General features: G+C 61.1%; 25 protein-coding genes and 1 pseudogene. 6 read left to right on the top strand and 20 right to left on the bottom strand.

What is annotated here, in order from left to right; translation table 11 throughout:
- Positions 1-16 precede the first annotated feature (16 nt).
- The 3 genes from AAC691_RS06925 to AAC691_RS06915 all read right to left on the bottom strand — a co-directional run bounded on the left by AAC691_RS06925 (position 17) and on the right by AAC691_RS06915 (position 1788).
- Positions 17-586, bottom strand: coding sequence for a TetR/AcrR family transcriptional regulator (locus AAC691_RS06925; protein WP_408906100.1), 570 nt, complete (start codon positions 584-586; stop codon positions 17-19).
- A gap of 106 nt (positions 587-692) precedes the next feature.
- The gene (locus AAC691_RS06920) at positions 693-1598 is read right to left on the bottom strand and encodes an AraC family transcriptional regulator (RefSeq protein WP_342629464.1); all 906 of its coding nucleotides are present in this window, start codon (positions 1596-1598) and stop codon (positions 693-695) included.
- Between the two features lie 61 nt (positions 1599-1659).
- Positions 1660-1788 carry a hypothetical protein gene (locus AAC691_RS06915; protein WP_342630313.1) on the bottom strand — a complete coding sequence of 43 codons (129 nt, stop codon included), beginning with the start codon at positions 1786-1788 and terminating at the stop codon, positions 1660-1662.
- Here AAC691_RS06915 and AAC691_RS06910 point away from each other — a divergent pair.
- A complete protein-coding gene (locus tag AAC691_RS06910) occupies positions 1751-2524 on the top strand; it encodes an oxidoreductase (RefSeq protein ID WP_342630162.1) in 774 nt (257 codons plus the stop codon). The genes AAC691_RS06915 and AAC691_RS06910 overlap by 38 nt on opposite strands.
- Positions 2525-2537: 13 nt before the next feature.
- Here the strand turns inward: AAC691_RS06910 and AAC691_RS06905 are convergent, their stop codons facing one another.
- From AAC691_RS06905 to AAC691_RS06875, 7 genes are all read right to left on the bottom strand, one after another.
- A complete protein-coding gene (locus AAC691_RS06905; RefSeq protein ID WP_342629463.1) occupies positions 2538-3581 on the bottom strand; it encodes a zinc-binding dehydrogenase in 1044 nt (347 codons plus the stop codon).
- Positions 3582-3649: 68 nt separating this feature from the next.
- Entirely contained in the window at positions 3650-4342 is a 693-nt protein-coding gene (gene pnuC / locus AAC691_RS06900; RefSeq protein WP_342629462.1) for a nicotinamide riboside transporter PnuC, read from the bottom strand.
- A gap of 55 nt (positions 4343-4397) precedes the next feature.
- Complete coding sequence (locus tag AAC691_RS06895) at positions 4398-5873, bottom strand: hypothetical protein (RefSeq protein ID WP_342629461.1); 1476 nt, start codon at positions 5871-5873, stop codon at positions 4398-4400.
- A gap of 184 nt (positions 5874-6057) precedes the next feature.
- Positions 6058-6774 (bottom strand): GntR family transcriptional regulator, encoded by a 717-nt coding sequence (locus AAC691_RS06890; protein ID WP_342629460.1) that lies wholly within the window; start codon positions 6772-6774, stop codon positions 6058-6060.
- A gap of 312 nt (positions 6775-7086) precedes the next feature.
- Complete coding sequence (locus AAC691_RS06885) at positions 7087-7443, bottom strand: hypothetical protein (RefSeq protein ID WP_342629459.1); 357 nt, start codon at positions 7441-7443, stop codon at positions 7087-7089.
- Between the two features lie 101 nt (positions 7444-7544).
- On the bottom strand, positions 7545-8294 hold the full coding sequence (locus AAC691_RS06880) for a molybdopterin-dependent oxidoreductase (RefSeq protein ID WP_342629458.1): 750 nt from the start codon (positions 8292-8294) through the stop codon (positions 7545-7547).
- The gene (locus AAC691_RS06875; RefSeq protein WP_342629457.1) at positions 8291-8929 is read right to left on the bottom strand and encodes a cytochrome b/b6 domain-containing protein; all 639 of its coding nucleotides are present in this window, start codon (positions 8927-8929) and stop codon (positions 8291-8293) included. Before AAC691_RS06875 ends, AAC691_RS06880 begins: the two co-directional genes overlap by 4 nt.
- Before the next feature lie 180 nt (positions 8930-9109).
- Between AAC691_RS06875 and msrB the strand changes: the two are divergent.
- The 4 genes and pseudogenes from msrB to AAC691_RS06855 all read left to right on the top strand — a co-directional run bounded on the left by msrB (position 9110) and on the right by AAC691_RS06855 (position 10957).
- Positions 9110-9582 (top strand): annotated as a pseudogene (msrB, locus tag AAC691_RS06870) (peptide-methionine (R)-S-oxide reductase MsrB).
- A gap of 29 nt (positions 9583-9611) precedes the next feature.
- The gene (locus tag AAC691_RS06865) at positions 9612-9755 is read left to right on the top strand and encodes a hypothetical protein (RefSeq protein ID WP_342629456.1); all 144 of its coding nucleotides are present in this window, start codon (positions 9612-9614) and stop codon (positions 9753-9755) included.
- A gap of 43 nt (positions 9756-9798) precedes the next feature.
- The gene (locus AAC691_RS06860) at positions 9799-10326 is read left to right on the top strand and encodes a sigma-70 family RNA polymerase sigma factor (RefSeq protein WP_342629455.1); all 528 of its coding nucleotides are present in this window, start codon (positions 9799-9801) and stop codon (positions 10324-10326) included.
- On the top strand, positions 10316-10957 hold the full coding sequence (locus AAC691_RS06855) for a DUF1109 domain-containing protein (RefSeq protein ID WP_342629454.1): 642 nt from the start codon (positions 10316-10318) through the stop codon (positions 10955-10957). The genes AAC691_RS06860 and AAC691_RS06855 overlap by 11 nt, the downstream gene beginning before the upstream one ends.
- A 33-nt stretch (positions 10958-10990) precedes the next feature.
- Here AAC691_RS06855 and AAC691_RS06850 read toward each other — a convergent pair whose 3' ends face one another.
- Both AAC691_RS06850 and AAC691_RS06845 read right to left on the bottom strand, forming a co-directional pair.
- Positions 10991-11566, bottom strand: a complete 576-nt coding sequence (locus AAC691_RS06850; protein WP_176638912.1) for a peroxidase-related enzyme — start codon at positions 11564-11566, stop codon at positions 10991-10993.
- On the bottom strand, positions 11563-12066 hold the full coding sequence (locus AAC691_RS06845) for a hypothetical protein (RefSeq protein ID WP_342629453.1): 504 nt from the start codon (positions 12064-12066) through the stop codon (positions 11563-11565). The genes AAC691_RS06850 and AAC691_RS06845 overlap by 4 nt, the downstream gene beginning before the upstream one ends.
- A gap of 158 nt (positions 12067-12224) precedes the next feature.
- On the opposite strand from AAC691_RS06845, the gene AAC691_RS06840 reads away from it, so the two are divergent.
- Entirely contained in the window at positions 12225-13208 is a 984-nt protein-coding gene (locus AAC691_RS06840) for a LysR family transcriptional regulator (RefSeq protein WP_342629452.1), read from the top strand.
- A gap of 71 nt (positions 13209-13279) precedes the next feature.
- Here AAC691_RS06840 and AAC691_RS06835 read toward each other — a convergent pair whose 3' ends face one another.
- From AAC691_RS06835 to AAC691_RS06800, 8 genes are all read right to left on the bottom strand, one after another.
- Complete coding sequence (locus AAC691_RS06835) at positions 13280-14485, bottom strand: MFS transporter (RefSeq protein WP_342629451.1); 1206 nt, start codon at positions 14483-14485, stop codon at positions 13280-13282.
- Between the two features lie 107 nt (positions 14486-14592).
- The gene (locus tag AAC691_RS06830) at positions 14593-15498 is read right to left on the bottom strand and encodes a LysR family transcriptional regulator (protein WP_342629450.1); all 906 of its coding nucleotides are present in this window, start codon (positions 15496-15498) and stop codon (positions 14593-14595) included.
- A gap of 229 nt (positions 15499-15727) precedes the next feature.
- Positions 15728-16639, bottom strand: coding sequence for a hypothetical protein (locus tag AAC691_RS06825; RefSeq protein ID WP_342629449.1), 912 nt, complete (start codon positions 16637-16639; stop codon positions 15728-15730).
- An 11-nt stretch (positions 16640-16650) separates the two neighbouring features.
- Positions 16651-17892, bottom strand: a complete 1242-nt coding sequence (locus AAC691_RS06820; RefSeq protein ID WP_342629448.1) for an enolase C-terminal domain-like protein — start codon at positions 17890-17892, stop codon at positions 16651-16653.
- A 70-nt stretch (positions 17893-17962) separates the two neighbouring features.
- The gene (locus AAC691_RS06815) at positions 17963-18829 is read right to left on the bottom strand and encodes an alpha/beta fold hydrolase (RefSeq protein ID WP_342629447.1); all 867 of its coding nucleotides are present in this window, start codon (positions 18827-18829) and stop codon (positions 17963-17965) included.
- On the bottom strand, positions 18813-20519 hold the full coding sequence (locus tag AAC691_RS06810; RefSeq protein WP_342629446.1) for a GH3 auxin-responsive promoter family protein: 1707 nt from the start codon (positions 20517-20519) through the stop codon (positions 18813-18815). The genes AAC691_RS06815 and AAC691_RS06810 overlap by 17 nt, the downstream gene beginning before the upstream one ends.
- Positions 20520-20616: 97 nt before the next feature.
- On the bottom strand, positions 20617-20892 hold the full coding sequence (locus tag AAC691_RS06805; protein WP_342629445.1) for a muconolactone Delta-isomerase family protein: 276 nt from the start codon (positions 20890-20892) through the stop codon (positions 20617-20619).
- Between the two features lie 21 nt (positions 20893-20913).
- Positions 20914-21660 (bottom strand): SDR family oxidoreductase, encoded by a 747-nt coding sequence (locus tag AAC691_RS06800; protein WP_342629444.1) that lies wholly within the window; start codon positions 21658-21660, stop codon positions 20914-20916.
- Between the last annotated feature and the right edge of the window lie 69 nt (positions 21661-21729).

Raw genomic sequence — 21729 nt, 5'->3', positions numbered from 1 at the left:
TCGTTTTCTGTCCCGCTCAGGACAGAAATTCTCTCGGTCTCTTCTTCATATCACGGTCGGGCGGTGCGATCATCCGCTCCATATGAGCGCCGATTACGACACCGAAAATTTTCGGATCGCCATAGGCGCGTGCCGAAAGCATCGCGCCATGAACGGTGGCCATGAACGCGTCCGCCTCGACATGCGGCGAACGCGTCAGCCGGATTTCCCCGGTGCGCGCACCGCTCTCCATCACGGTTGCCAGCCAGTTCGACAATGCGCGGAAATGCGCGCGGACTTCCAAGGCAATCTCCTCGGGCAAGACGGGGAGTTGGCTTGCCAGCAGCGCGCACACGCAGAACGGAGCGGTTGCATCCGCGATACAGGCTTCCCAATACCCGACATAGCGCCGCAATTGTTCGAGCGGATCGCTGACCTGGAGGGCGAGATCCGCCAGCGCGGCTTTGGCGTCTTCCCGATAACGCGCGACCAATGTCCGCACCAGATCGGCCTTGCTGGGGAAATGGTGATGAATGCTCGCCTTGCGGATGCCAACCACTTCCGCGATATCGGCGTAGCTGAAACCGTTATAACCACCTGCGACGATCAGGGACCGTGCGCAGGTCAGGATATCGTCCGAAGTCGTGGATGAATTCGCCATATCGCGTTCCTACCTTCTAGTAGGTAGTGCGTCAAGCCCGAAAAAGGGGCGATCAGGTGAGGGTGCCGAGATGTCGGCGCACCCATTCGGCTTCCTCGGACGCCGTGCGCCGGAAGTGCCGCTTGAAATCGCGGCTGAACTGGGCGGGGCTGGCGTAGCCGACCGACGCCGCGACGTCCGCGATCGTCTTGTCCCCGCGCGCGATCATCAGTCGTGCCTCATGCAGCCGCATCGCCTTCACATATTGTATCGGCGTGCTGCCTGTCAGCGCCTTGAAGTGCGTGTGATAGGACGGAATGCTCATGCCGGCTTCGCCGGCCAGCGAGGCGACCGAAATTCCGGAGGCGTAGCGTTCGCGCAGGCGGGCGATGCTTTCCAGGATTTTCCCCGATGGCCCGCGCTGTTGCAAACCTGCGATCATCGCGCCGCCTTGCGGGCCGACCAGCACCCGGTAATGCAACGCGCGCAGGATGCACGCGCCGAGAACCGCAAGCTCGACGGGATTATCCAAGGCATTCAGCAGCCGCAGCACGGCATCCTCGATAGCGGGATCCATTCTGCTCGAGAGGAGGCTTTTCACCTTGCCGGACGTTTCCGGAGCGCCCATCTGCGCGACGATCCCGGCGGCCATTTTCATGTCGAAATCGACATAGACGGCGAGCAGCGGCCGTTCCGGGCTGGCTACGGATTCCATTCGGAACGGGACCGGCACCGACACTGCCAGATAATGCTCCTCGTCGTAGAGATAGATCTCGCCTTCGAGAAGGCCCCGCTTGCGGCCCTGCAACACGAATACCGCGCCCGGCTTGTAGAGCACGGGAACGTCGTGAAGCATCGTCTCGGTCCGGAGGATGCGGACGCCGGGCAGCGGCGTCGGGTTGTATCCCTGGCGGGGTGCCAGACGGTCCGCCAGTTCCACGAGTTCGCGGCGCTTCACCGGACCCTGCTCGGAATTCATAGGATTGGGCAAGACATTCAGAGTTTTCACGATCGATTTCCGCCTGTTCGCATATTATCGGTCAATAGCTTCGCGCGATCAACAGGAGAACGCCCAGCATGTCACCGAAAACCTTCTTCATCACCGGCGCGAATTCCGGCTTCGGCTTCGCGATCGCGTCGGCTGCGAGCCGCCAGGGGCATAAGGTCATCGGCACCGTCCGATCGGAACGGTCACGGGTTGCCCTTGCGGAACGCCTGCCGGCGGTACGGTCCGTCCTCTGCGACGTGACGGAATTCGACCGGATCGCCGATATCGTCCGACAAGCCGAGGAGGACCATGGCCCGGTCGATGTTCTGATCAACAATGCCGGCTATGGTCACGAGGGAATTCTCGAAGAATCGTCACTTGAGGAGATGCGGCGCCAGTTCGACGTCAATGTCTTCGGTGCGGTTGCCGTCGCAAAGGCCTTCCTGCCGCGTTTTCGCGCAAGGCGTCGCGGATTCATCGTCAACGTGACCTCGATGGGCGGCATGATTACCATGCCCGGCATCGGCTATTACTGCGGAAGCAAATTCGCCCTTCAGGGTATTTCCGAGGTCATGCGCGCGGAAATGGCCCCGTTCGGGGTCCATGTGACGGCGCTTTGTCCCGGCTCCTTCCGAACGGATTGGGCCGGACGCTCGATGGTCAGGACGAAGCGATCGATCCCGGACTATGACGCGCTGTTCGATCCGATCAGAGAGGCGCGGCAGGCCAGAAGCGGCAGGCAGCCGGGCGATCCCGGTAAGCTCGCGGCAGCCGTTCTGGGTCTGATCGAAACCGATACCCCTCCGCCGCAACTTCTGCTTGGCAGCGATGCGCTCGCCCTCGTGTCGGACAGGATCGAACGTCTGAAGCAGGAAATCGAGGCGTGGAAGTCCGTTACGCTTTCCACGGATGGATGAAGAAAATCGCCCGTCAGGGCGCGATCTGCGGCATCAGCACGATGCGGCCGCTGATCCCGCCTTTCTCGGTCAGTGCCAGGCCGGTGGCGAATTCCTCCAGCGCCAGGCGCCGGGCGACGGGCATGCGCAGCAGGCCGCGCGAAAACAGCGTGACCGCATCATGCAGATCCTGCAGCGTCGCACCGACCGATCCCATGATCTTCAGTTCCCGCACGATCAATTCGACGGGATGGACGGTATAGCTGTCGGCCGTATAGCCGATCAGCACCAATCGTCCCTTGCGCCGCAATGCGGCCGTGGCGATGCGCATCGTGGCCTCGGTGCCGACGAGTTCGAACACCACGTCCGCCCCCTCTCCGGTCACCGCGCGGATGCGGGCGCCGACATCCTCATGCGCCGCGTCGATCACCGCCTCGGCCCCCATCTCGCGGGCAAGCGCCAGCCGTTCCGCGCCCCGGCCCACAGAGACGACCCGTGCCCCCGCCGCACGCGCGACCTGCACCACGGCCAGCCCCACCCCGCCCGCGCCGTTCACGACGATCCATTCGCCCGGCACGATACCGGCCATGCGGCAGGCATGGACCGCGGTCGAGCCGGCACAGCCCAGCGGTGCCGCCTCGGCCAGGTCGGCGTCGCCCGGCAGCGGAACCGCATGCGTCGCCGGGACGGCGATATACTCCGCATAGCCGCCATCGCTCGTAAATCCGGGCTGCGCCAGCGGCGCGGGACAGAGATGCGTCTCGCCCATCCGGCAATGGTGGCAGGTTCCGCATCCCTGATAGTAATAGACGACGGCTTTCTCGCCCAGGCGGCGCGGGTCCACGCCGTCGCCCAGCGCGTCTATGATGCCTGCGATTTCGTGGCCGACCGTGAAATCCCGGCATCCCAGATCCAGGCCGCCGTCGCGCAGATGCAGTTCCGTGCGGCAGATACCGCAGGCGCCGATGCGCAGACGCACCATGCCGGGACCGGGTTCCGGCACGGCGACCGCGCGCAGCGTGAAGGGGCGGCCCGGCGCCTCCAGCCGCACGGCGCGCATTACCCTGTTGGTTGACATGCGTTCTCTCCCGCGATCATGGATCGTCCGGCACCCGTTTTCATGAAAAGAAGATTAGCACGATCCGTTCATGTGCGGCGCGGCCCGCGCGCCGCCAGAATCCATTCGCGCGTGCCGGAAACCGAAATGGCGGTCAGGACGATGTTTTCAAGCGCCATGACCATGACACCCTGCGCATAGTAAAGCAGCACGCCCAGCGCATAGGTCGTACTCCACAGGATCCAGCTTTCGACGTATTTTCGCGTCATCAGGATCATCGCCGCGACCTGCAGGATCAGCACCGTGGAATCCCAGACCGGGAACGGATCGGGGGCGAGGCGCGCCGGCCGCGGCGCGCCCAGCGCCACCGCGGCCCGGGTGATCGCGCCGAAGAGCGTGTCGATGCTGACGCTCAACAGCGCGATGGCCACGGCGCAGGCGCAGGCGCAAAGCGCCAGCCGCGCCGGCGCCAGCCAGAGCACGGCCGGCGCGGCCGCCGCATTCTCGCGCGGACGGGTCCACGCATACCAGCCGTACAGGTTCGCGGCGAAGAAGAAGATCTGCAGCAGCAGGCTGGCATAAAGCTGGATCTGGAAGAAGATGACGGCGAAGCAGGTGACGTTGACCAGTCCGAAGGCATAATTCTCGACCCGTTCCCGGCTGGCCAGCCAGATGCAGGGCAGGCAGAACGCGGTGCCGATCGCTTCGACCCAGGACAGGTCATACCCGGCGCGGCCGATCGGGATATGGACCAGGATATTATTGACGCTGAAGATGTTCATGTGATCTTTCGGAGGAGGCGGAGGGCGGTTTTCGTCATGAAACCCAAGGCGCGTCCTACATCGGGCCGCGCGTGTCGCCGCAATCATAGACCGGAACCCGGGCCTTCAGCGCAAGACAGACCTCTCGCGCCATGCGGTCGCGCGTGGCCTGGGTCAGCGCGTTGGGAAAGGCCGTGCCCTGCGCCACCGCGTCGGCGGCCTGGCGATAGATGGGGTCGCGCCGCACGCGCGGCTGTTGCCAGAACGGCCGGGTCGCGACCAGCAGATGCCGTGGCGGCGCCCCTGCCGGCAGGTCGCCCGAAAATGCGATATAATTCTTCATCGCGATGCCGGTCATCAGGGCCGTGAAGCGCGCGCCATCCTCGGCACAGCGTCCGCTGCCGCAACTGGCCCTGCTGGTCACGAAAGCATCGCTATAGAGCAGCGGCGCGGGGTGGGGCCCCCATGGCACGGGGATCATCGTCGGTCGCGCAGCGCGTTTGGGAGCATAAAGCGCGATATAGAAGCTCTGCTCCGAAAAGCCGATATCGGCCATGCTGCGGCCGGTCGCGAACGCACGTTCGATCTCTCCATCGGGCGCGCGGGTCAGCGTTCCGTCGGCGCAGACATTGCGGGGGCCCTCGTCACAGGCGCGGACCAGGGTGGCCAGCGCGTCGATCACCGCGTCGTCCGGGGGCATTCTCATTGCGTCCGACAGCCTGGCGGTGCCGTAACGCTGTGCGTAGGCATCGATATACAGGGACGGCAGACGGGTAGTGCCCGAGAAATCGGCGGACAGGCCGCGCGATTTTCTTCCGTGCCGAGACAGGATTTTTACGAAATCCGACAGGTTTCGCGCCGAAGCCAGGGCAGGGTTGTCGGCATAGGCGAAATCCAGGCAGAGCCAGCTTGGTATGCCATAGAGAACGTGATCATGGGTCGCCGCCGCCCGGCCTGCCGGCAGCGGCGCGTCCCCGGTCACGCGCATCGGGGCCAGAAGTCCCTTGCCCGCCAGAAAACCGAGATAGAGCGTGTCGAGTTCGACCACGTCGTAACCGCCGGCGGACAACAGGCCGGCCAGGGTTTCAGGGTCATAGATATCGACGCTTTCGCTCATCACGACATGCAGCAGAACGTCCTGGTTCTCCGCCTGGTAGCGCGCGACGACATGCCGGATCAGCCGGTCGAAATTGCCGTTCGGCAGGCTGGGAATAAAAGGATAGAGCGCGACATTGAGCACGCGCGTCTGGCGGCCGTTCAGGCGCAGGAAGCCGTTCGGCCCGGCCGGGCCGATCCGCATGGCGCGCGCCGTCAGGCCGCCGCAGCGCACGCTGTCGATCAGGCTGCCCGGCGGCGGCAGGACATGGATGGTCGCGCCTGCCGCGACGGCACGGTCCGGCATGGCGACCGGCGATGTCGCGGGGGCCTGAAAATGGCAGGACGCCGATGCGGGCCCGTCATTGCGGATGACCAGTTCGGCCGCCAGCGCCGCGCCGGACATGCAAAGGCTTCCCAGGACCGCGCAGGCCATGGCCCTGATCGCTATCATCATGTTGTCTCCCCATGGTGTTCACGCCACGACGCCCGCCGATCACCGACGTGCCCTGCGGAAAGCCGGGCGACGGACGGGTGAAGATAGAACGACCGTATGGGGATCGACGACCTGGCTGCGGTCGCGATTGGCCGCCCTTGTGTCCTGCCCGGGGAATTCTCATGAGAATGTCCCGGGCAGGACATTAGAGGCGTGCGCCGCCCAGGATTATTTCCAGCACGTTCCTGCGCGCGGTCTTCAGATGTTCGGCCATCGCCCGGCGCGCGCGCGCGCCGTCCCGTGTCTCCAGCGCCGAGAGGATCTCGTCATGCTCCTTCCAGCCCGGTGCAGTGCGCTCCGGCAGATGCTGGCGTTCGAACATCTTGGTCAGGCGCCGCATGGCGAGCAGCGTGTTCGCGGTCAGGTCATTCTTGCAATATTCCCCGACCGCCCCGTGAAGATTGTCGTCGAAGACCCAGTGCATGGCCGGCGGGTGGCCCTGCCTCGGATCGATGCTCCGCAAGGAGCGGCGCAATTCGGCCAGGCGGTCATCGGGGATGTGCAGGGCCGAGACGCTCGCGGCATGGGGTTCGATCAGCAGGCGCAGGTCGAGGCTTTGCAGGAATTCCTCCAGCGAGACCAGGCGGACCGCCAGCGTGCGGGGACCGTGCCGCACGATCAGCCCTTCGCCTTCAAGCCGCCCCAGGGCCTCGCGCATCGGGGTCCGCGAGACGCCCAGTTCCTCGGCCATGCGCCGTTCCTGGATGATCGTGTTGCCGGGCAGCCTGCGGCTCAGGATCAGGTCCAGCACGTGTTCGTACGTGGCGTCGGTCAGGCTCCTGGCGATGGAGCTGGCCGTCTTTGCCCTGCTCCGCCCGGTCTTGCGCGGGCGCCGCGACGATTCCGCCATCATGTCCGTCATGTCTCCCGGTATTTTTCGTATTCCTCACGCACTCTCTTCGTGCGTCCGCACGCATCGGCTTTCGCGGGGAATGGTATGCGCATGGTATGTCATTTGCAAAGACAAACGATCAGGACGAACGATGCCGCGGCTCCGTCGGTCCTGCCGGGGGCCGATGGTGCGGGGCAAGGGCGCCGCATGACCGGCTGGCCGGTTATGGTCGTGCTGCGCGGAAAATGCCCGATGTGCGAAAACAGGATACTGGCCGCCCCGTCAGGCGGCCAGTTCCTGCGGCCCGCTGCCCGCGCGTGACGACGGCGGGGCCGGGCGGGTTCAGTGCGGTCCCGTCGTCTGGTCGGGCGCCATCCCGCCATGCGGCATCGCATTGGGGCTCATCGGGGATTTCTCCATCGCGCCGGGTTTCGTCTGCGTGGGTTTCATCTGCCCGGGTTTCGGCTGCCCCGGTTTCGTCTGCATGGGGGGCTTCTTCATCTTCATGTGGCCCATCGCGTCTGGCGCCATCGCGTTCGGCGCCATGGCACCGGGGTGCATCTCGTGCGTCATCGGGCTCTGTTGCATCTGGCCTTGCGGCGTCTGTCCCGCCGGGGGTTGCATGGTCTCCTGCGCCATGGCGGAGCCGCCCACCAGCAGCGCGGTGCAGAACAGGGTGGAAAATGAGCGTGTGAACATTGCCTGTCTCCTGAACTTGCGATCGAAACGCGCGGCACGTGTTCCTGCGTCCCGTTCTTCGCTTTCCCGACGGCGCGGATTACGGATGGGGCGCGATTCTTTCACGATCCGCCGAACCAGTCGTAACCCTGGTCTTCCCAATAGCCGCCGGGAAACTTGTTCGTCACCTCGAGGGCCGCGACATATTTCGGATTCTTGTAGCCCAGCTTGGTGGGAATGCGGATCTTCATCGGCGCGCCATAGGCGGGGGGCAGGGATCGGCCGTCGTAATCCAGCGCCATGATGGTCTGGGGATGCAGCGCGGTCGCCATGTCGATGCTGGTGGAATAATCGTCGAAACAGCGGAACATCACGTATTTCGCCCGCAGATCCGCGCCCACGTGCCGCAGGAAGGTCGCAAGCGGCACCCCGGACCAGGCACCGATCGCGCTCCAGCCCTCGACGCAGATATGGCGGGTGATCTGGCTTTCCTGCGGCAGGGCCCGGAACTGCGACAGCGACCAGGGGCGCCGGTCGGCGATCAGCCCGGACAGTTCCAGCCGCCATTGCCCCGCATCGACGGTGCGGACTGCGTCGATGCCATAATAGGCATTGAACGGAAAGGGCGTGGTCAGGGCGCTGTGCGGAAATGTCCGGGCCAGGCGGGCGCGGCTGAACAGCAGGGCCTGCATCCGGTCGGTAAAACGCAGCGCCGTGGCCAGCGCGCGCTCGATGCCGGCATTGTCGTCCAGCACGCAGCCCGACAGCATGGCCAGCCCGCCCAGCGACAGCGCGTGTTTCAGCATCAGACGGCGCTCGATGCGCCGCAGGTCCGGGGCGATCGCCGCGCGGTCGATGATCGGGCGGTTCATGGCTGTATCCTGGGCTGTGTCCTGTCGGAATCGGGTATGCGGCGGCCGCCGGTGATCATGCCGACCAGGGTCGACGGCACGATCGCCACCAGCGTCAGATGCACGATCAGAAAGGCGACGATCAGCGCCATCATCGTGAAATGGATGCGTCGCGCGATGTCGTACCCGCCCAGCAGCCAGCTCAGCCAGCCGAGCTGCACGGGTTTCCAGATCGCAAGCCCGCTCAGAACGGCCAGAACCGCCACCACCAGCACCCCGGTATAGAACAGGCGCTGCACGGCGTTGTACGCGCCGGCCCGGTGATGCAGCCGCAGCCGCAGGGCCAGGGCGAAATCCTGCGCGGTGCGCCGCACACCCTGGGGCCGGATATCCCGCCGGAAATGACCCGATGCGAAACCATGGGCCAGATAGACCAGGCCGGCGGCCATCAGCACCCACATGGCCGCGAAATGCCAGGCGATCCCGCCGGCCAGCCATCCGCCCAGCGTCGCCCAGGGCGGGAAGGTGAAGGGCAGGATCGGCGAGGCGTTATAGATCTGCCAGCCGCTGCCGATCATGCACAGCATCGCCGCCGTCGCGACCCAATGCGTCAGCCGGACGATCCGCGTGTGTGTGCGCCTGCGGTCGGGTTTCATGGTCTTCTCCCTTCGGACAGGCGGATCTTCGCGGGGGCAGGGGCGCGGGTTACGGTCCGGCGGAATTTTTGGGAAAAATTTTTGGACGGCATGTCGCGGGCGGGATTTCGCGCGTCGCCTGTAACCGGCGGGGCATGGGTACCGAACATGCCACCGACGCCATGGGCGCTGGAGGCCACGATGACATCCCGACGCGATTTCCTGCTGCGGAGCACGGTTCTTCTCGCATTCGGGGCCATGCCCCGTCTCGCGCGCGCCGATATGCGCTATCCGGTCATGCACAGCGACGTCGAATGGCGCCGCCTGCTGACGCCCGCGCAATATGCGATCCTGCGCGCGGGTGGCACCGAGCCACCCTTCTCCAGTCCGCTGCTGAACGAGCACCGGCCCGGCCGGTTCCATTGCGCGGGGTGCGGCACGGCGAATTTCGATGCCGCGACCAAATTCGACAGCGGCACCGGCTGGCCCAGCTTCTGGCGGTTCTTGTCCATGCGGTGCAGGAGGCACGCGACGACAGCCATGGCATGCAGCGGACCGAAATCCATTGCGCGACCTGCGGCGGCCATCTGGGCCATGTATTCGACGACGGTCCGGCGCCGACCGGCCTGCGCTACTGCATGAACGGCGCGGCGCTGACCTTCACGCCCGCGTGAGAGACGTTCGCATGAGAACGAGGGCGATCATGGACGACAAGATCAAAGGACCGTCGCTGCGCCGTCATCCCGGCCACGCCCCGTGCCTTGCGGTGCTGAAGACGCTGTTTGTGCCGCTGTTCATGCCGCTGTTTTGCGACCCCCCTGTTCTCTGCCAGCGTGCGCCGGGATAGGATGGGCGCGCGCCGCGGGGCGGGGGACATGGCGGGAGATGATGTGACGGACGCCGATTGGAGCATGCTGATGGCGGCGGCGCAGCGCGGCGACGCGCAGGCCTATCGCCGCGCGCTGGCCGAAATCGCCGTCTGGCTGAAGCGCTATTTCTCCCGGCGGCTGCCGGTGTCGATGGTCGATGACGCGGTCCAGGATACGCTGCTGGCGGTTCACGAGAAGCGCCATACCTATGACCCGGCCAAGCCGTTCGCGCCCTGGCTGGCGGCCATCGCCCGCTATAAATGGATCGACAGGCTGCGCGCCATGCAGAAGACCGAGATACCCTTGTGCGAGGACATCGCCATTCCCGATCACGGGAACGCGGTGACGGCCGCCCATGCGCTGGAGCGCCTGCTGGCGACGCTGAAGCCGGCCCAGGCGGATGCGATCCGGCTGGTGAAGCTGCAGGGATTCAGCGTCGAGGAAACGTCGCGGCGGACGGGCCAGACCGTGTCGCTGGTCAAGGTCAATATCCATCGGGGGCTGGGACGTCTGAGCGATCTGGTCAAGCGAGGTGACGATGTCGATTGATCCGCTGATCGACCGGCTCAGCGCCGATCTGCGCCCGGTGCGCCGGCGTACCCCCCTGCGCGACGCCGCGCTGCTGCTGCTGCTGGGCGCGGTCGAAATGGCGGGTTTCGCCGGAATGGGCACGATGCGGCCCGATCTGTCGGCGGCCATGGCGCTGCCGAGCTTCTGGTGGAAGGCGATCAGCCTGGCGCTGATCGCGCTGGTCGGCGGCGGGGCGGCCATCCTGTCCCTCAGCCCGATCCGTTCGCCGCGTCGTGGCGTGCGGGCGGCCGTCATGCTGGTGCTGGCCACCCTGGCGGCCGGTTGGCTGGTCGATGCGGCGCGGGCAGGGGGGGCGTCGCTCGGGCAGCGGCTGGACCCGGTGCATGGCATCATTTGCGCGACGAAGATCGTGCTGCTGTCGCTGCCGGCGGTCGCGGCGTTCGGGTTGTTGATGCGGCGCGGCGCCCCGACCGACCGGCGCGGCAGCGCCGCCGCCGCCGGGATGGCCGCCGCCGCCTGGGGGGCGCTGGTCTTCATGCTGGCCTGTCCTTTCGACGACCCGCTCTATGTCGCCGTCTGGTATCTTCTCGGCGGCGGCGTGACGGCGCTGGCCGCGCGGCTGGTCCTGCCGCCTCTGACGCGTTGGTAGGGCCCCACCCGGCAATGCGGTGCCGGGCCGGCGCTATTGCGCCTTCATCGCCTGGCCCAGCGGGTGCATCAGCCGGTTGGCCCAGCCGAAAATCGCCGCCGACAGCACCAGGTCGAACATCTGCAGCGCTGTGAGGCCCAAACATTCCAGGACCGACACGTCGTCGCGCGACAGGGCGGGGGGCGTCCGGGACAAATGGACCGCGAAATCGAAAAGACCCTGGGAATGCTCGTCCAGCGCGGCCTGGGTGCCGGCGCTGAAGATTTCCTGCATGATTTCGGGCCGGGATGTCAGTTGGTTGTAGCGCGCGGCATGGGTGGACGCGCAATAGATGCAATGATTGACGATCGAGGCCGCGACCGCGCCCAGTTCCCGCTCTGAACGCGGCAGGCCCGCCGGGCCGTACATGATGGCGTTGAAGAGCGGGGTTCGGTGCGCCAGGCTTTCGGGATCCAGCGCCAGGGTCAGGACATAATTCGAGATTTTCTTGTTCGACGGCGTGATTTTCAGCGCGTCGCGCTGCGCGTCGGTCGCCTCGTCCAGGTTGACCGGCGTGATGTAGGGCTCCCATTCCAGGGGCTCGACCGTAAATTCCGTTGCCGGCTTCATGCCGCATGCTCCTCGATCAGCGTCAGGCCGGCCATGACGCGGGCCTGGAAATTGACGAACGCCACCAGTTCGGCCAGCCGGACCACGTCCGCATCCGTCAGGCCGGCCGACTGCATCGCCGCAATTTCGGCCCGCCCCGCCTTGACGGGATCCTTGGTGACGATATCGACATAGGTCACGATCGCGGCCTGCCGCGCGTCCAGTTCGGGCATCTCGCCCAGGCCCAGCGCCCGCAGCACCGGACAGGCCGACATCTCGTCCAACTGCCGGCCGTAGCGGTCCGCCAGGGCGGCATCACCATTCCAGCGCGAGATCCGCGATGCCAGGGCAAAACGTTCGGCCCGGCCGATCCGGCCGGGTTCCATGGGGGTCAGGACCGCGGCGGCGCTGGCGTCGCACAGGCGCATGATCTCCGCCCGTGCGGCGAACATGTCCCGCATCGCCGGCGATCGGGTCGCGGCAATTCTATCCGCGAAGAAATTGACGTCCGGTGGTGGCATTTTTTTCTCATATCGAAATGACGCGACTTGGCCGGTTCCGGTTCCGGCGTCCCGGCCGTGGTCACCTTATCATGCGTATTACGAATGACAATGCCATTATGATCCTTGTAAGGCATCCTTGGTTTGCAACGATCATCGGGCCTGCTATGATGCGCGGCATGAATTTGGATGATCTCGACATCAAGCAACTCGATGCGTTCGCGGCCGTGATGTCGGCCGGCAGCATCACCGCCGCGGCGCGCGTCCTCAACCGGTCACAGCCGACGATCAGCCGCGCGATTCAGGACCTGGAAAACAATATCGGTTTCCTGCTGCTGTCGCGGAACGGCCCGCGCATCGCGCCCACCAGCCAGGGCGTGCTGTTCCATTCCGAGGTCGAGCGTTTCCTCAGCGGCCTGCGCCATATCAAGGAGCGCGCGGACGCCATCGCCTTCGGCGAGCCGCAGCCGTTCGAAATCGCGTCGATCCCGGCCTTCACCGCGACCATCGCGCCCTTCGCCCTGGCGCGCATCCCGCCGGGCCGCCTGCCGCGCAAGATTTTCCTCCACACGATGATGGCCGAAAACGTCGTCCAGGCCGTCAGTTCCGGCACGGCGGAACTCGGCATCTCGTCGCTGCCGCTCGACCATCCGGGGGTGGACGTGCACTGGATCGGTTCGGCCGCCTGCGTGGCGGTGGTGTCCGATTCCGATCCCCTTGTCCGGCGCCGGCGGATCCGTCTGATCGACCTGCAGGACCGGCCGCTGATCGCCACGTCCAACCCCTTCCGGCTGCGTCCCCGGATCGATGCGGCCTTTCGCGCGGCCGGCCTCGCGCCGTTTTCCGCCATCGACACCAATGCCAGCGTCTCGGCCGTCGCCGCCGCGCGCGCCGGCATGGGGGTGGCGGTGATCGATCCGGTCACGGCCTATGGGATGCCGGTGGACGGTGCCGTCGTGCGGCCGCTCGACGTGCAGATTCCGTTCCATTTCGGCGTCATTTCACGCAGCGCCACGCCGCTGGCGCCGGTTCTCGCCGAATTCTCCGACCATCTCAGGCAGGTGGCGCGCGACACGCTTCCGGATTTCATCGAACATGATGTTTCTGAAATGGAGGCCCTGCTGCGCGGGGTCTTCGGTACCGTGTCGCAGGACGCCTGCTGACCCTTCAGGATCATGCCACGTTTCGTACGCCGCAGGGAGGGGTATGACGTCGAGTTCCTGAAACCAAACACTTAATCTACGGTGGGCCTAACGAAGAGGTTACTCGTCAACATCATTGCGACGAACGCCCCCCCCGATGCGAGGGCTCCCGCCACAAAGACCGCTGGATAACCCGCATGGCTGACAATGGCTCCGGAAATTGGCCCAGTTAGACCAAGCCCTATATCGACGAACGCCACGTAAGCACCCATTGCAGCGCCCCGGCTTTGCGGAGGAACATGTTTGACGGCTTCGACTCCCAGCGCCGGAAATGTCAGTGAGTACCCCCCTCCAAGAATGGCAGCGCCGATCAAAGCCACTTCAGCCACCGGTGCCGCCGCTAAAATAATCAATCCGAGTGCCTGGAGAGGGATAGTGACCGACGCGACCCTGATTCCCCCCATTTGGTCGGGCAGGCCACCGAATATGAGGCGGGTGACCGTATATGCGAGGCCAAATCCCGAGAGCGCCCATGACGCACCGGACCAATTGTGAGACGCGTAATAGAGGCCAAGAAACGCGAAGAGCGTGCCGAACCCGAAAGTACTCAGCGCCAAGCTTACCCCAAATGGCCAGATGAGGCCGACAACCTTCAGGAACCCCATGCGCCGGCCGTGATGCGGAGGTATGCCGGGCTTCCTTGCCGCAATCAGGCACGCAAGAATCGGGAGGAGAGCCGCTACCAGAGCAAGAAAGGTAAAACCGCCTGCTCGGAGCAGGCCAACGCCGGCAGGCGCGCCGGCTCCGATCGAACCGAACATTGCTATGCCGACCCAAACCATCGCGCGCCCGGTATACCGGCTTCCTACTGCCCCTATGCACCACGCTAACGCGCCGGTGATCAGCAGACTTTCTCCCAACCCGAGAATCAACCGGGCTAATAATAGGATCCCTAGCCCACCAGTCCTCCCGAAAAGCGACGGAGTGCTCAGACTATATAACACTGCTGCAAAAGAACATGTGGCAGCGCCAGAAATAACCGCGAGTTTCGAACCACGCGTGTCGGAAACAACACCTGCAAAGTGGCGAGTCAGTAATGTCCCGATCGATTGCATTGCTATCACCCAGCCAACGGCAACCGGACCAAAACCGAGCGTACTATGTACATAGATCGGTACAACAGCTAGGGGCAATCCCACCGTGAGGTAACCGAGAGCAACCAGAACCGTGAAGGGAAGCAGCCGCCGCGTTGCTTCTCGACCGGAGGCAGGAGCCATGTCTGTGGATGCCGTCGCCATTCCCTTCTTCCTTCCCTGAAGCTGGCCCTGAAGCTGGATGATAATGCGCCAGACAAAGAAGATGCGGAAACTGCAATTATTGAAATGTATCGTTGATAGAAATGCAACTATGTATCTGACGAGTCGTCAGAAGAGCAGATTGCCTTTACAATCGTCCTCAACCAGCTATGCGCAGGATCAAATTGAAATTTGGGATGCCACGCCAGGGACACCGTGACCGGTGGCGTCTCCACCGGCAACTGGAACGTCATCAATCCATGACGCACGCTACGTGTAAGCAACTCCGGCACAACCGCGACCAGGCCCGCCTGGTCGGCTAGGAACACCGCATCCGCGAAGCCGGATACGACCACGGCGACCGTGCGCGACTGGCCGAGATTTTGGAGCGCCAAGTCCAACGGCCCCTGCTTGCGTCCTCGGCGTGACGCGGAGATCTGAGGATAATTACAGAATCGTTCGACCGTAACCTTACCGGAGGCAAGAGGGTGGGATTTCTTTACCACCCCGACAAAGCGGTCGGAAAACAGGGACTGGGTTATAATTTCGGGACCACTGATATTTATTGAGGCGATGTCAAGATCGACCGCCCCCTCTCGAAGCCCCGCAACGTCTTCGTCCCCTTGTGGGGCAAATCGCAGGCTGACGTGAGGAGCACATTTGGAGAGAGAATCAATCAAATGAGAGCCGAATGATGATACAAAGCCGTCGGTTGCGCGAAGCGTGAAGGTACGTTTGAGAAGGTGCGGTGAGAATTGGCTCGAGCCTTGCAATATCTGCCGAGCGTTCTCCACGAGCGCGCTCACCTGCTCACGAATTTCTTCTGCTCGCGGTGTGGGCACCATGCCCCGGCCGGCCCGCACAAGAATCGGATCTCCCGTCAATGACCGAATCCTCCCGAGGATTCGACTCATGGCCGGAGTACTGAGATTCATGCGCGAAGCTGCTCCCGCTACGCTGCCCTCGGATAAGAGAACGTCGAGACATGCCAGCAAAGATAAATCTTTTGGATGCATTTACGGTGACGCGCCCCAACGTTTCAGGACGATGAGCTTAAGCCCACCCGAGTCGACGTGCGAGAAAAACTTTGCACCTGGAGAAGAACGCTGCTCCTCATGATGCTTTGCATGAATTGGCATCACAAACCGCTTGGAGTCCGCCTGACCCAGAGGTTGCCCCGGTCTGGAAAGCGCTGCCCTGATCCGTGTTGAAAATCTCCGGCGTCCCGTAGCGGGCCGACCCCCCTCAGGCCTCCAGGGTATTACTTATCCGCACATCGTAATCCGGAAATTCGATCACGACTTCATCTTTCGGCGCCAGCGGGATACCCTTATCGTAGCTATTCATGGGACACCCCATGAATATCATGTGTATAGTCCCAGGGACTGCCATCGGTGCATTGGACAGGAGTCCCATAATAAGTTCCTCGACCGGCCAGACAAGCTCATCCGTTCCAGTTTCAACGTGGAAATCGCCCATCAATTGCCCGTCGCGATAACATGAGACTCGCCCAGTCACACGCGCCGGCGGCGGGCCGAGAAACAATTCGGGGTGAACGGGCGTCGGATAAAGCTTTGCGCGTCCAAGCTTGGAGGGCTGGCCGCGGGCAGTAACAATGTCAGTAACATCGTTTCCAAACATAAAGCCAACGTACTGTGCAACACCTGAGCCGTCAGTACTGTAGACCAGTATAATTTCTGCTTCCTCACAAATCTGGGCAGCGCGCCCCACGCCTTTTATTGCCTCGCCATTCAGAAGCAGCTGAGCGTCGGTCCCTTTGAAGAACCACGCAGGCGCGTCGGCAGCAGAGACGTCCGCATGGCGCGATCCGTGCGTTTTGCCGAAGCCTCCGACTATAACACGGTTCTGAGCGTGCATCTCGAAAGGCGCCCGCCAGTGAAAAAATCCCTTTGGACGTCGGTTTTCAACTGATGCCCCTTGCAAAATCGAGACGGCGAGCCGCTCCGTATTTCCCGCGATGGAAGATTGTATGAGATCTGCTGGATCGTCGCGCACAGCAGTGAGCGCCCTGTTCGTTCGCCCGTTGCCGAGAAAAGTCAACACACGGCTCTGCACATCGCACCTTGACAAGGTATACATGGCAACCTCGGATCCAATATCGCAATCGACCAATGACAAATCAAATACGCCAGACAAAACGAACGTCTTCAGGTAAGTGCTGTATTGTACTTATTTATATTTGAAGATAGTTGAACGCCAAGCCCGTCGCCTGGTGGAAGTATTATTGTATTATTTTTTCGATCGGGCGTGGGATAAGGATCCACGACAAATTCGTCAAATATCTCGTCACCAATTCCCGCCTCGACAGTCAAATAGCCCCCGACCGTACACGCTAAATGCCGTTCGGCCGCAACCAGCGGCCCGACCTCGGCGACTTGAACGCCCAGTTGCCAACGGATACCCGACGATTGAGCCAGGCGTATCAGGCCAAGCGCGCCCGATATCCCGCCATTCTTGGAAATTCTGATGTTGAAGGCGTCAACGCTCGATCGCGCAATTGCCTCCTCTCCGTCCTGAAGTGTGCACAGGGACTCGTCCAGCATAATTGGCTGATTCGTTGTGGCCCTGAGATCGGCCAAATCCAGGTATCGTCGTGCGGGAAGAGGCTCCTCAAACAGCGTAGCTCCGGCTCGTCCAAGTTTGGCCATCGACGACCGGGCATTCTCGTCTGTCCAGCCCATATTGGCATCGACTATTATATCGCGGTTTGGCCCTATGCTTTCACGCAATTTCTCAACGGTCTCGATATCCGATTGGCTATTTATCGTAGCCTTTACCTTTATGCAGTGAAACGGACCGTCCGAACTGAGAAAATCATCCAGATTCCGATGGCCATCGAGAACACGCGTGATTTCCTTGCTCGGCATCAAGCCGGACTCAAATGACGCAGCTATGACGTCACATAATGCGATCGATCTTGCATGGCAGAGCCAATCGAGCAGCGCCATTTCCAACAGGCATCGCGCGTTGTTGGGCAGCGATGCGATGTCACTAAAGCGCTTGTCACCGTTTAGCATTCCGGAAAGAAACTCGATGGGACTTGCTTCGAGTGCCTCCGCGACGCCGCGACTCTTAAGAGCGGAGTTCACCGACCATATCACCTGCTCGGCCGTCTCTCCGGTGACATATTTCCGCGGCGCACATTCACCGATTCCTGTAACGCCTTGGTGTTCAATCATAAGGACAACGCTGTCGGATGTGGTCCGCTTATGTGCCATGTGAGCAAACGGCCGCTTTAAGGGGAGCGTTACGTGGAAAAAACGCGTTCTCATCCCGATGTCCCCTCGGCTGGAGAAGATCCCGTTCAAACGGAGTCGTTTGAACGGGTGAAGATGCTCGACAGAATAATAACTTAGGGTATTTTCACGGAACCGGTGTTCAACCGACATGCTCTAAAGCCATATCCATTCTCACAGGTTCACGGATATGGCTCTTAGCTCTTTGTTTTAACGAGCATCTTTATCCGACCGGATGAGCCCATCCGGTCGGATGATGCTCTAGCGCAATTGATTCCGTTCGTTTAAACAATACCTCCCTTGCATCAGTGAATGGAATATAGTGTTTATTTGTCGGTATAACTGTTAGAAATCCGGCATTTCGAGTGATCGCGTTAAATACCTCGAAGGATGCTTGATGGTTCACAATGGGATCGGTTGAACTTATAATATAATGTGCTGATGCAGCGCCTGAATCTATCCCCCTCTCGAGATAAATCTGTTCTATTTCCAGAAACAACGCTCTGCTTCGAGCGGTAATGCATTTTATTGAGAGCGGATCGGAGGAAATAAAGTCAAGATATTTCTTGACATCCGTAAAGTCATGCGCCTTCAAGTCTACGTCTACAAGCTCGGTGCTTCTCTCTCCGGCGATTATTGATCTCTCCTCAGGCGAAAGCACGGCGTGAAGACGACCCAGCCACGTGGAGCAAAAAACAAACGAGCGATAATTCGCGAATACGCCTCCTTTAGCCAGAAGACCACCGAGCAGCGATCCTCCGAGGCAGTGACCAAAGAGCGTTACATTTTGCTTATCTTCAAGTAGCGCCAGCATATGGTTGTACGCGACATGATAATCATAGGCCAGGGAGTCCAATGATGCATAGTCCCCGCGGACGCCCCCGCTCAGACCACTCCCACGCCGATCCAAAACGAACAAGGCGACGCCGCGACGCCCGAGATACTCCCCAAATTGCCATGACCATCCAGCGTGGCTTTGAAGGCCATGGAGGTAGAAGACCGCGGCGCGCGGGTTACGCGGCATCCAAGAGTGCAACGCCAAATCCGCACCGTCGCTATGAAGTTGTTCGATTTTACGTGACGCTGACACCGTGCATCTCCCCCTGGATAATGTTGTTATCTCGGACGAGTTCATCGAGAAAGGACGTGTCCTTATGGAACGGCTTATATTTGTATTGAGTGGTATTGCCTGGATTCCGTTTTGATTCGACGTATTTCGCGATCGCCTGATGTTGAATCAATGCGACCTGTATGCCGTCCAGGCGACCGCTCTCCCGCTTCGACGCATACTCGATGCTGATGTGCTGCAGATGGAGATCAATCGCCGTGGCGATTTCCGTAACATCAAGTTTCCGGGGCAGATGCAGCTCGATCGCAATTGAATAACCTGGCGGAGATCCCCATCGCGCGCCACAGAGAAATAATCCGAGAGGTGCTCCGAACTGCGCGAGGCCGCGTTCAATTGCAGAAACGACTTCAGCCTCGGTCAATTTTTCGCCCGTGAATGAATGATAAACACCGTGTCTACGGGTGAAGTAAATATGCGGCACTCCGGCCTCTATTTTTTCGACAGAAAATATATCTCCGGTGTAGAGTCGCGTCAAACCGTTCAACTGAGACATTATAACGTGGTACTCTTTTCCGACGTCCAGTTCGTCATACAAGAGGGTGTCGGTTCTTCTCCTGCCGCTTAAATACTCGTTCGGTTCATCCTCAGCGGGGATGAACTCGAACCAGGCTTGGTCGACCGCCAATGGTTGACCCAATTGAGAACCGTCCAGCGGTATTGTCACGACCCCTTCCGTTCCGCAGCTCATGAAGGGAAGTCGCTTGGCGCAGGGCAAGGCATGGAGCATTTGCGCATCGTAGAGCCTCGCGGCGGCCGACGCCCATGTGCTGTAATGTATCAAGTTGGGCCAGACATCATTCAATGAATAAGTGGATCGTCCGAGAATTTTCTCCAGCCGCCGAGCCGCTTCCGGATCCGGCGCAACCATGTTTATCCCGGCCACGGATCCGTCCGCTATCTCCTTGACCAGAACTGATGCGAACAGTTTGAGACTATCGAGTATGGACAAGATGGTGCTTGGGTTTATTGCAGTCAAAAACCGGACATCTTTCGTGACGAGCCATCGTAGCCGGTAATACATTTTGGTTAAATGGTCGCTGGGGAGAGAGGGGATATACCAAGGGGCTTCGTACCAGGGTGGCGTCCAATCTGAGGCGCCGAGTGGCGGGTTGCGGTTACTGATCCCCTGATAAGGCACGCCAAAGATGTGATCGCCGGGGACTTCGCGGACTGTCTGGGTGTCGAACGTCGCATACGGATGGGCAAGAAGTTCCGGACAATTCAGCAGAAACGTGCCCCACATCGCCTTCATCGCGGGCACGCGATAAGCCGTCATCCAGTGGTCCGTATAGGGGATACGCTTGGGCTTTCCGGTCGTGCCACTTGTTTTTAACCAGCGACGGACAGGACTGGTCGACAGAACGCCACCCTTGGTGTGCACTTCGCTGTCAATGAGCGGTTCAAAATCCGCGTATGTCCGAATTGGTACAATTTCCCGGAAAGTTGCGCCACGCCGGATGGCGTCGCTATACCCCGATTGTTGCCATGATTGCGATGGGCCGCAAATGCGATATATATCGTCCAATACGCGCTGCTGCGTGGCAGCCCCATCGGCTAGATCATCGATAAGCGCGTTGCGCGCAGCGTTGCACTCTTCGATGAAACTTGACCTGCGATCGAACCAATTGAGCGACCAGTCGGTGATAGCCATGGTTTTGGTCTCCCAGGAGTTGGATCTTCGTCATTCGATATTGGAATATTTTATATTCTGATGGCCAGTCTTCACGTTTTTTGAGGTGTTGCGATCGTTAGAGGAGCCCTATTGTTGGATTCAAAACCGATATCTCGGTCTTTTCTATAAATCCATTTTTCTTATAGGGCTCTTTTTGTAGTATGTTTTCCAGTTTCTCGCGATCTTCGGCCTTGTATATCAGAACACCCGCCTCTTCGCCTTCGACGCGCGCCGCACAAATCAAGGCGCCCGACTGCGCTTGTTGTTCCAGATTTTCTCGATGCGACGCCATAACCTGTTCTCGCGCAGATCTGGTAACGTTATATATGTATTTTACAATAAATGTAATCATCACCTATCTCCTTGGGCCAGTTTACATGTAAAGACCGCCATTGATGTCCATCACACTTCCTGTTGTGAAACCCGCGGAAGGAGATGCCAAATACATTACGCTTCCGACGGCTTCATCGAGAGTGCCCATCCGTCGGAGAGGGATTCTATTCAGCACGTCCTTCCTCTGCTCTTCGGGGCGCCGCTCCCACGCGGATTCAATGCGGCTCGTCAGCATCGGCCCGTGTGCAACGACGTTCGCAACAATATCGAAGGGAGCGAGTTCATATGCTATTTGTTTGGTAAACCCGATGACCGCGGCTTTTGCAGCGACATACGCCGCGTTATTGAAATGGCTGTATGTACGCCCGCCGGCGGACGCAAAGTTGACGATGCGTCCATAACGTTTGGCTTTCATGTGGGGCACGCAGAGCTTGGTTACGTTGAACGTCGTTATCAGGTTTTCATTTATCTTTTCGGCAACATAGCTTGCCGTAAGGTCTTCGATCCTTAATACTTTGGTGTCGCCGCCGACACCGTTTATGAGCACCTCCGGCCGGTGTTGGTCAACCGCGTCGGCTATGCCTCCGTCTGCGGGCTCTGTTGCACCTGCATCAGCGATTACCGGCGTGACACGGTCACTGTCGAGGGTGTTGAGCAACCTGTTGAGCCGAACCTCATCGCGGTCGATCAATATTAATTTGTAACCGTCACTCTCCAGTCGACGGCAGACTTCAGAGCATATATCTCCGGCAGCTCCGACAACCATAACTGTCTTGCCATTCGCCATTTTATTTACTCCACGTTCGGGGCGTGACCACGCCTAAAGTGCCGCGGATCAATATTTCGCAAAAAAAAC

Origin of the sequence: Nguyenibacter vanlangensis, from assembly GCF_038719015.1 — a bacterium.
Taxonomy (GTDB): domain Bacteria; phylum Pseudomonadota; class Alphaproteobacteria; order Acetobacterales; family Acetobacteraceae; genus Gluconacetobacter; species Gluconacetobacter vanlangensis.
The sequence above is the reverse complement of the archived record's forward strand: the minus strand, read 5'-3'. Positions and strand labels throughout refer to the sequence as shown.

Bases quoted from the DNA above. Each gene is read 5' to 3' on its own strand.
- AAC691_RS06875 (WP_342629457.1), bottom strand. From the start codon at position 8,929: ATGAAACCCGACCGCAGGCGCACACACACGCGGATCGTCCGGCTGACG.
- AAC691_RS06840 (WP_342629452.1), top strand. From the start codon at position 12,225: ATGAATTTGGATGATCTCGACATCAAGCAACTCGATGCGTTCGCGGCC.
- AAC691_RS06920 (WP_342629464.1), bottom strand. From the start codon at position 1,598: ATGAATTCCGAGCAGGGTCCGGTGAAGCGCCGCGAACTCGTGGAACTG.
- AAC691_RS06885 (WP_342629459.1), bottom strand. From the start codon at position 7,443: ATGTTCACACGCTCATTTTCCACCCTGTTCTGCACCGCGCTGCTGGTG.
- AAC691_RS06865 (WP_342629456.1), top strand. From the start codon at position 9,612: ATGGACGACAAGATCAAAGGACCGTCGCTGCGCCGTCATCCCGGCCAC.
- AAC691_RS06855 (WP_342629454.1), top strand. From the start codon at position 10,316: ATGTCGATTGATCCGCTGATCGACCGGCTCAGCGCCGATCTGCGCCCG.
- AAC691_RS06835 (WP_342629451.1), bottom strand. From the start codon at position 14,485: ATGGCGACGGCATCCACAGACATGGCTCCTGCCTCCGGTCGAGAAGCA.
- AAC691_RS06905 (WP_342629463.1), bottom strand. From the start codon at position 3,581: ATGTCAACCAACAGGGTAATGCGCGCCGTGCGGCTGGAGGCGCCGGGC.
- AAC691_RS06915 (WP_342630313.1), bottom strand. From the start codon at position 1,788: ATGACCTTATGCCCCTGGCGGCTCGCAGCCGACGCGATCGCGAAGCCG.
- AAC691_RS06890 (WP_342629460.1), bottom strand. From the start codon at position 6,774: ATGACGGACATGATGGCGGAATCGTCGCGGCGCCCGCGCAAGACCGGG.
- AAC691_RS06845 (WP_342629453.1), bottom strand. From the start codon at position 12,066: ATGCCACCACCGGACGTCAATTTCTTCGCGGATAGAATTGCCGCGACC.
- AAC691_RS06810 (WP_342629446.1), bottom strand. From the start codon at position 20,519: ATGGCTATCACCGACTGGTCGCTCAATTGGTTCGATCGCAGGTCAAGT.
- AAC691_RS06895 (WP_342629461.1), bottom strand. From the start codon at position 5,873: ATGATGATAGCGATCAGGGCCATGGCCTGCGCGGTCCTGGGAAGCCTT.
- pnuC (WP_342629462.1), bottom strand. From the start codon at position 4,342: ATGAACATCTTCAGCGTCAATAATATCCTGGTCCATATCCCGATCGGC.
- AAC691_RS06830 (WP_342629450.1), bottom strand. From the start codon at position 15,498: ATGCATCCAAAAGATTTATCTTTGCTGGCATGTCTCGACGTTCTCTTA.
- AAC691_RS06850 (WP_176638912.1), bottom strand. From the start codon at position 11,566: ATGAAGCCGGCAACGGAATTTACGGTCGAGCCCCTGGAATGGGAGCCC.
- AAC691_RS06820 (WP_342629448.1), bottom strand. From the start codon at position 17,892: ATGTCGGTTGAACACCGGTTCCGTGAAAATACCCTAAGTTATTATTCT.
- AAC691_RS06880 (WP_342629458.1), bottom strand. From the start codon at position 8,294: ATGAACCGCCCGATCATCGACCGCGCGGCGATCGCCCCGGACCTGCGG.
- AAC691_RS06805 (WP_342629445.1), bottom strand. From the start codon at position 20,892: ATGATTACATTTATTGTAAAATACATATATAACGTTACCAGATCTGCG.
- AAC691_RS06800 (WP_342629444.1), bottom strand. From the start codon at position 21,660: ATGGCGAATGGCAAGACAGTTATGGTTGTCGGAGCTGCCGGAGATATA.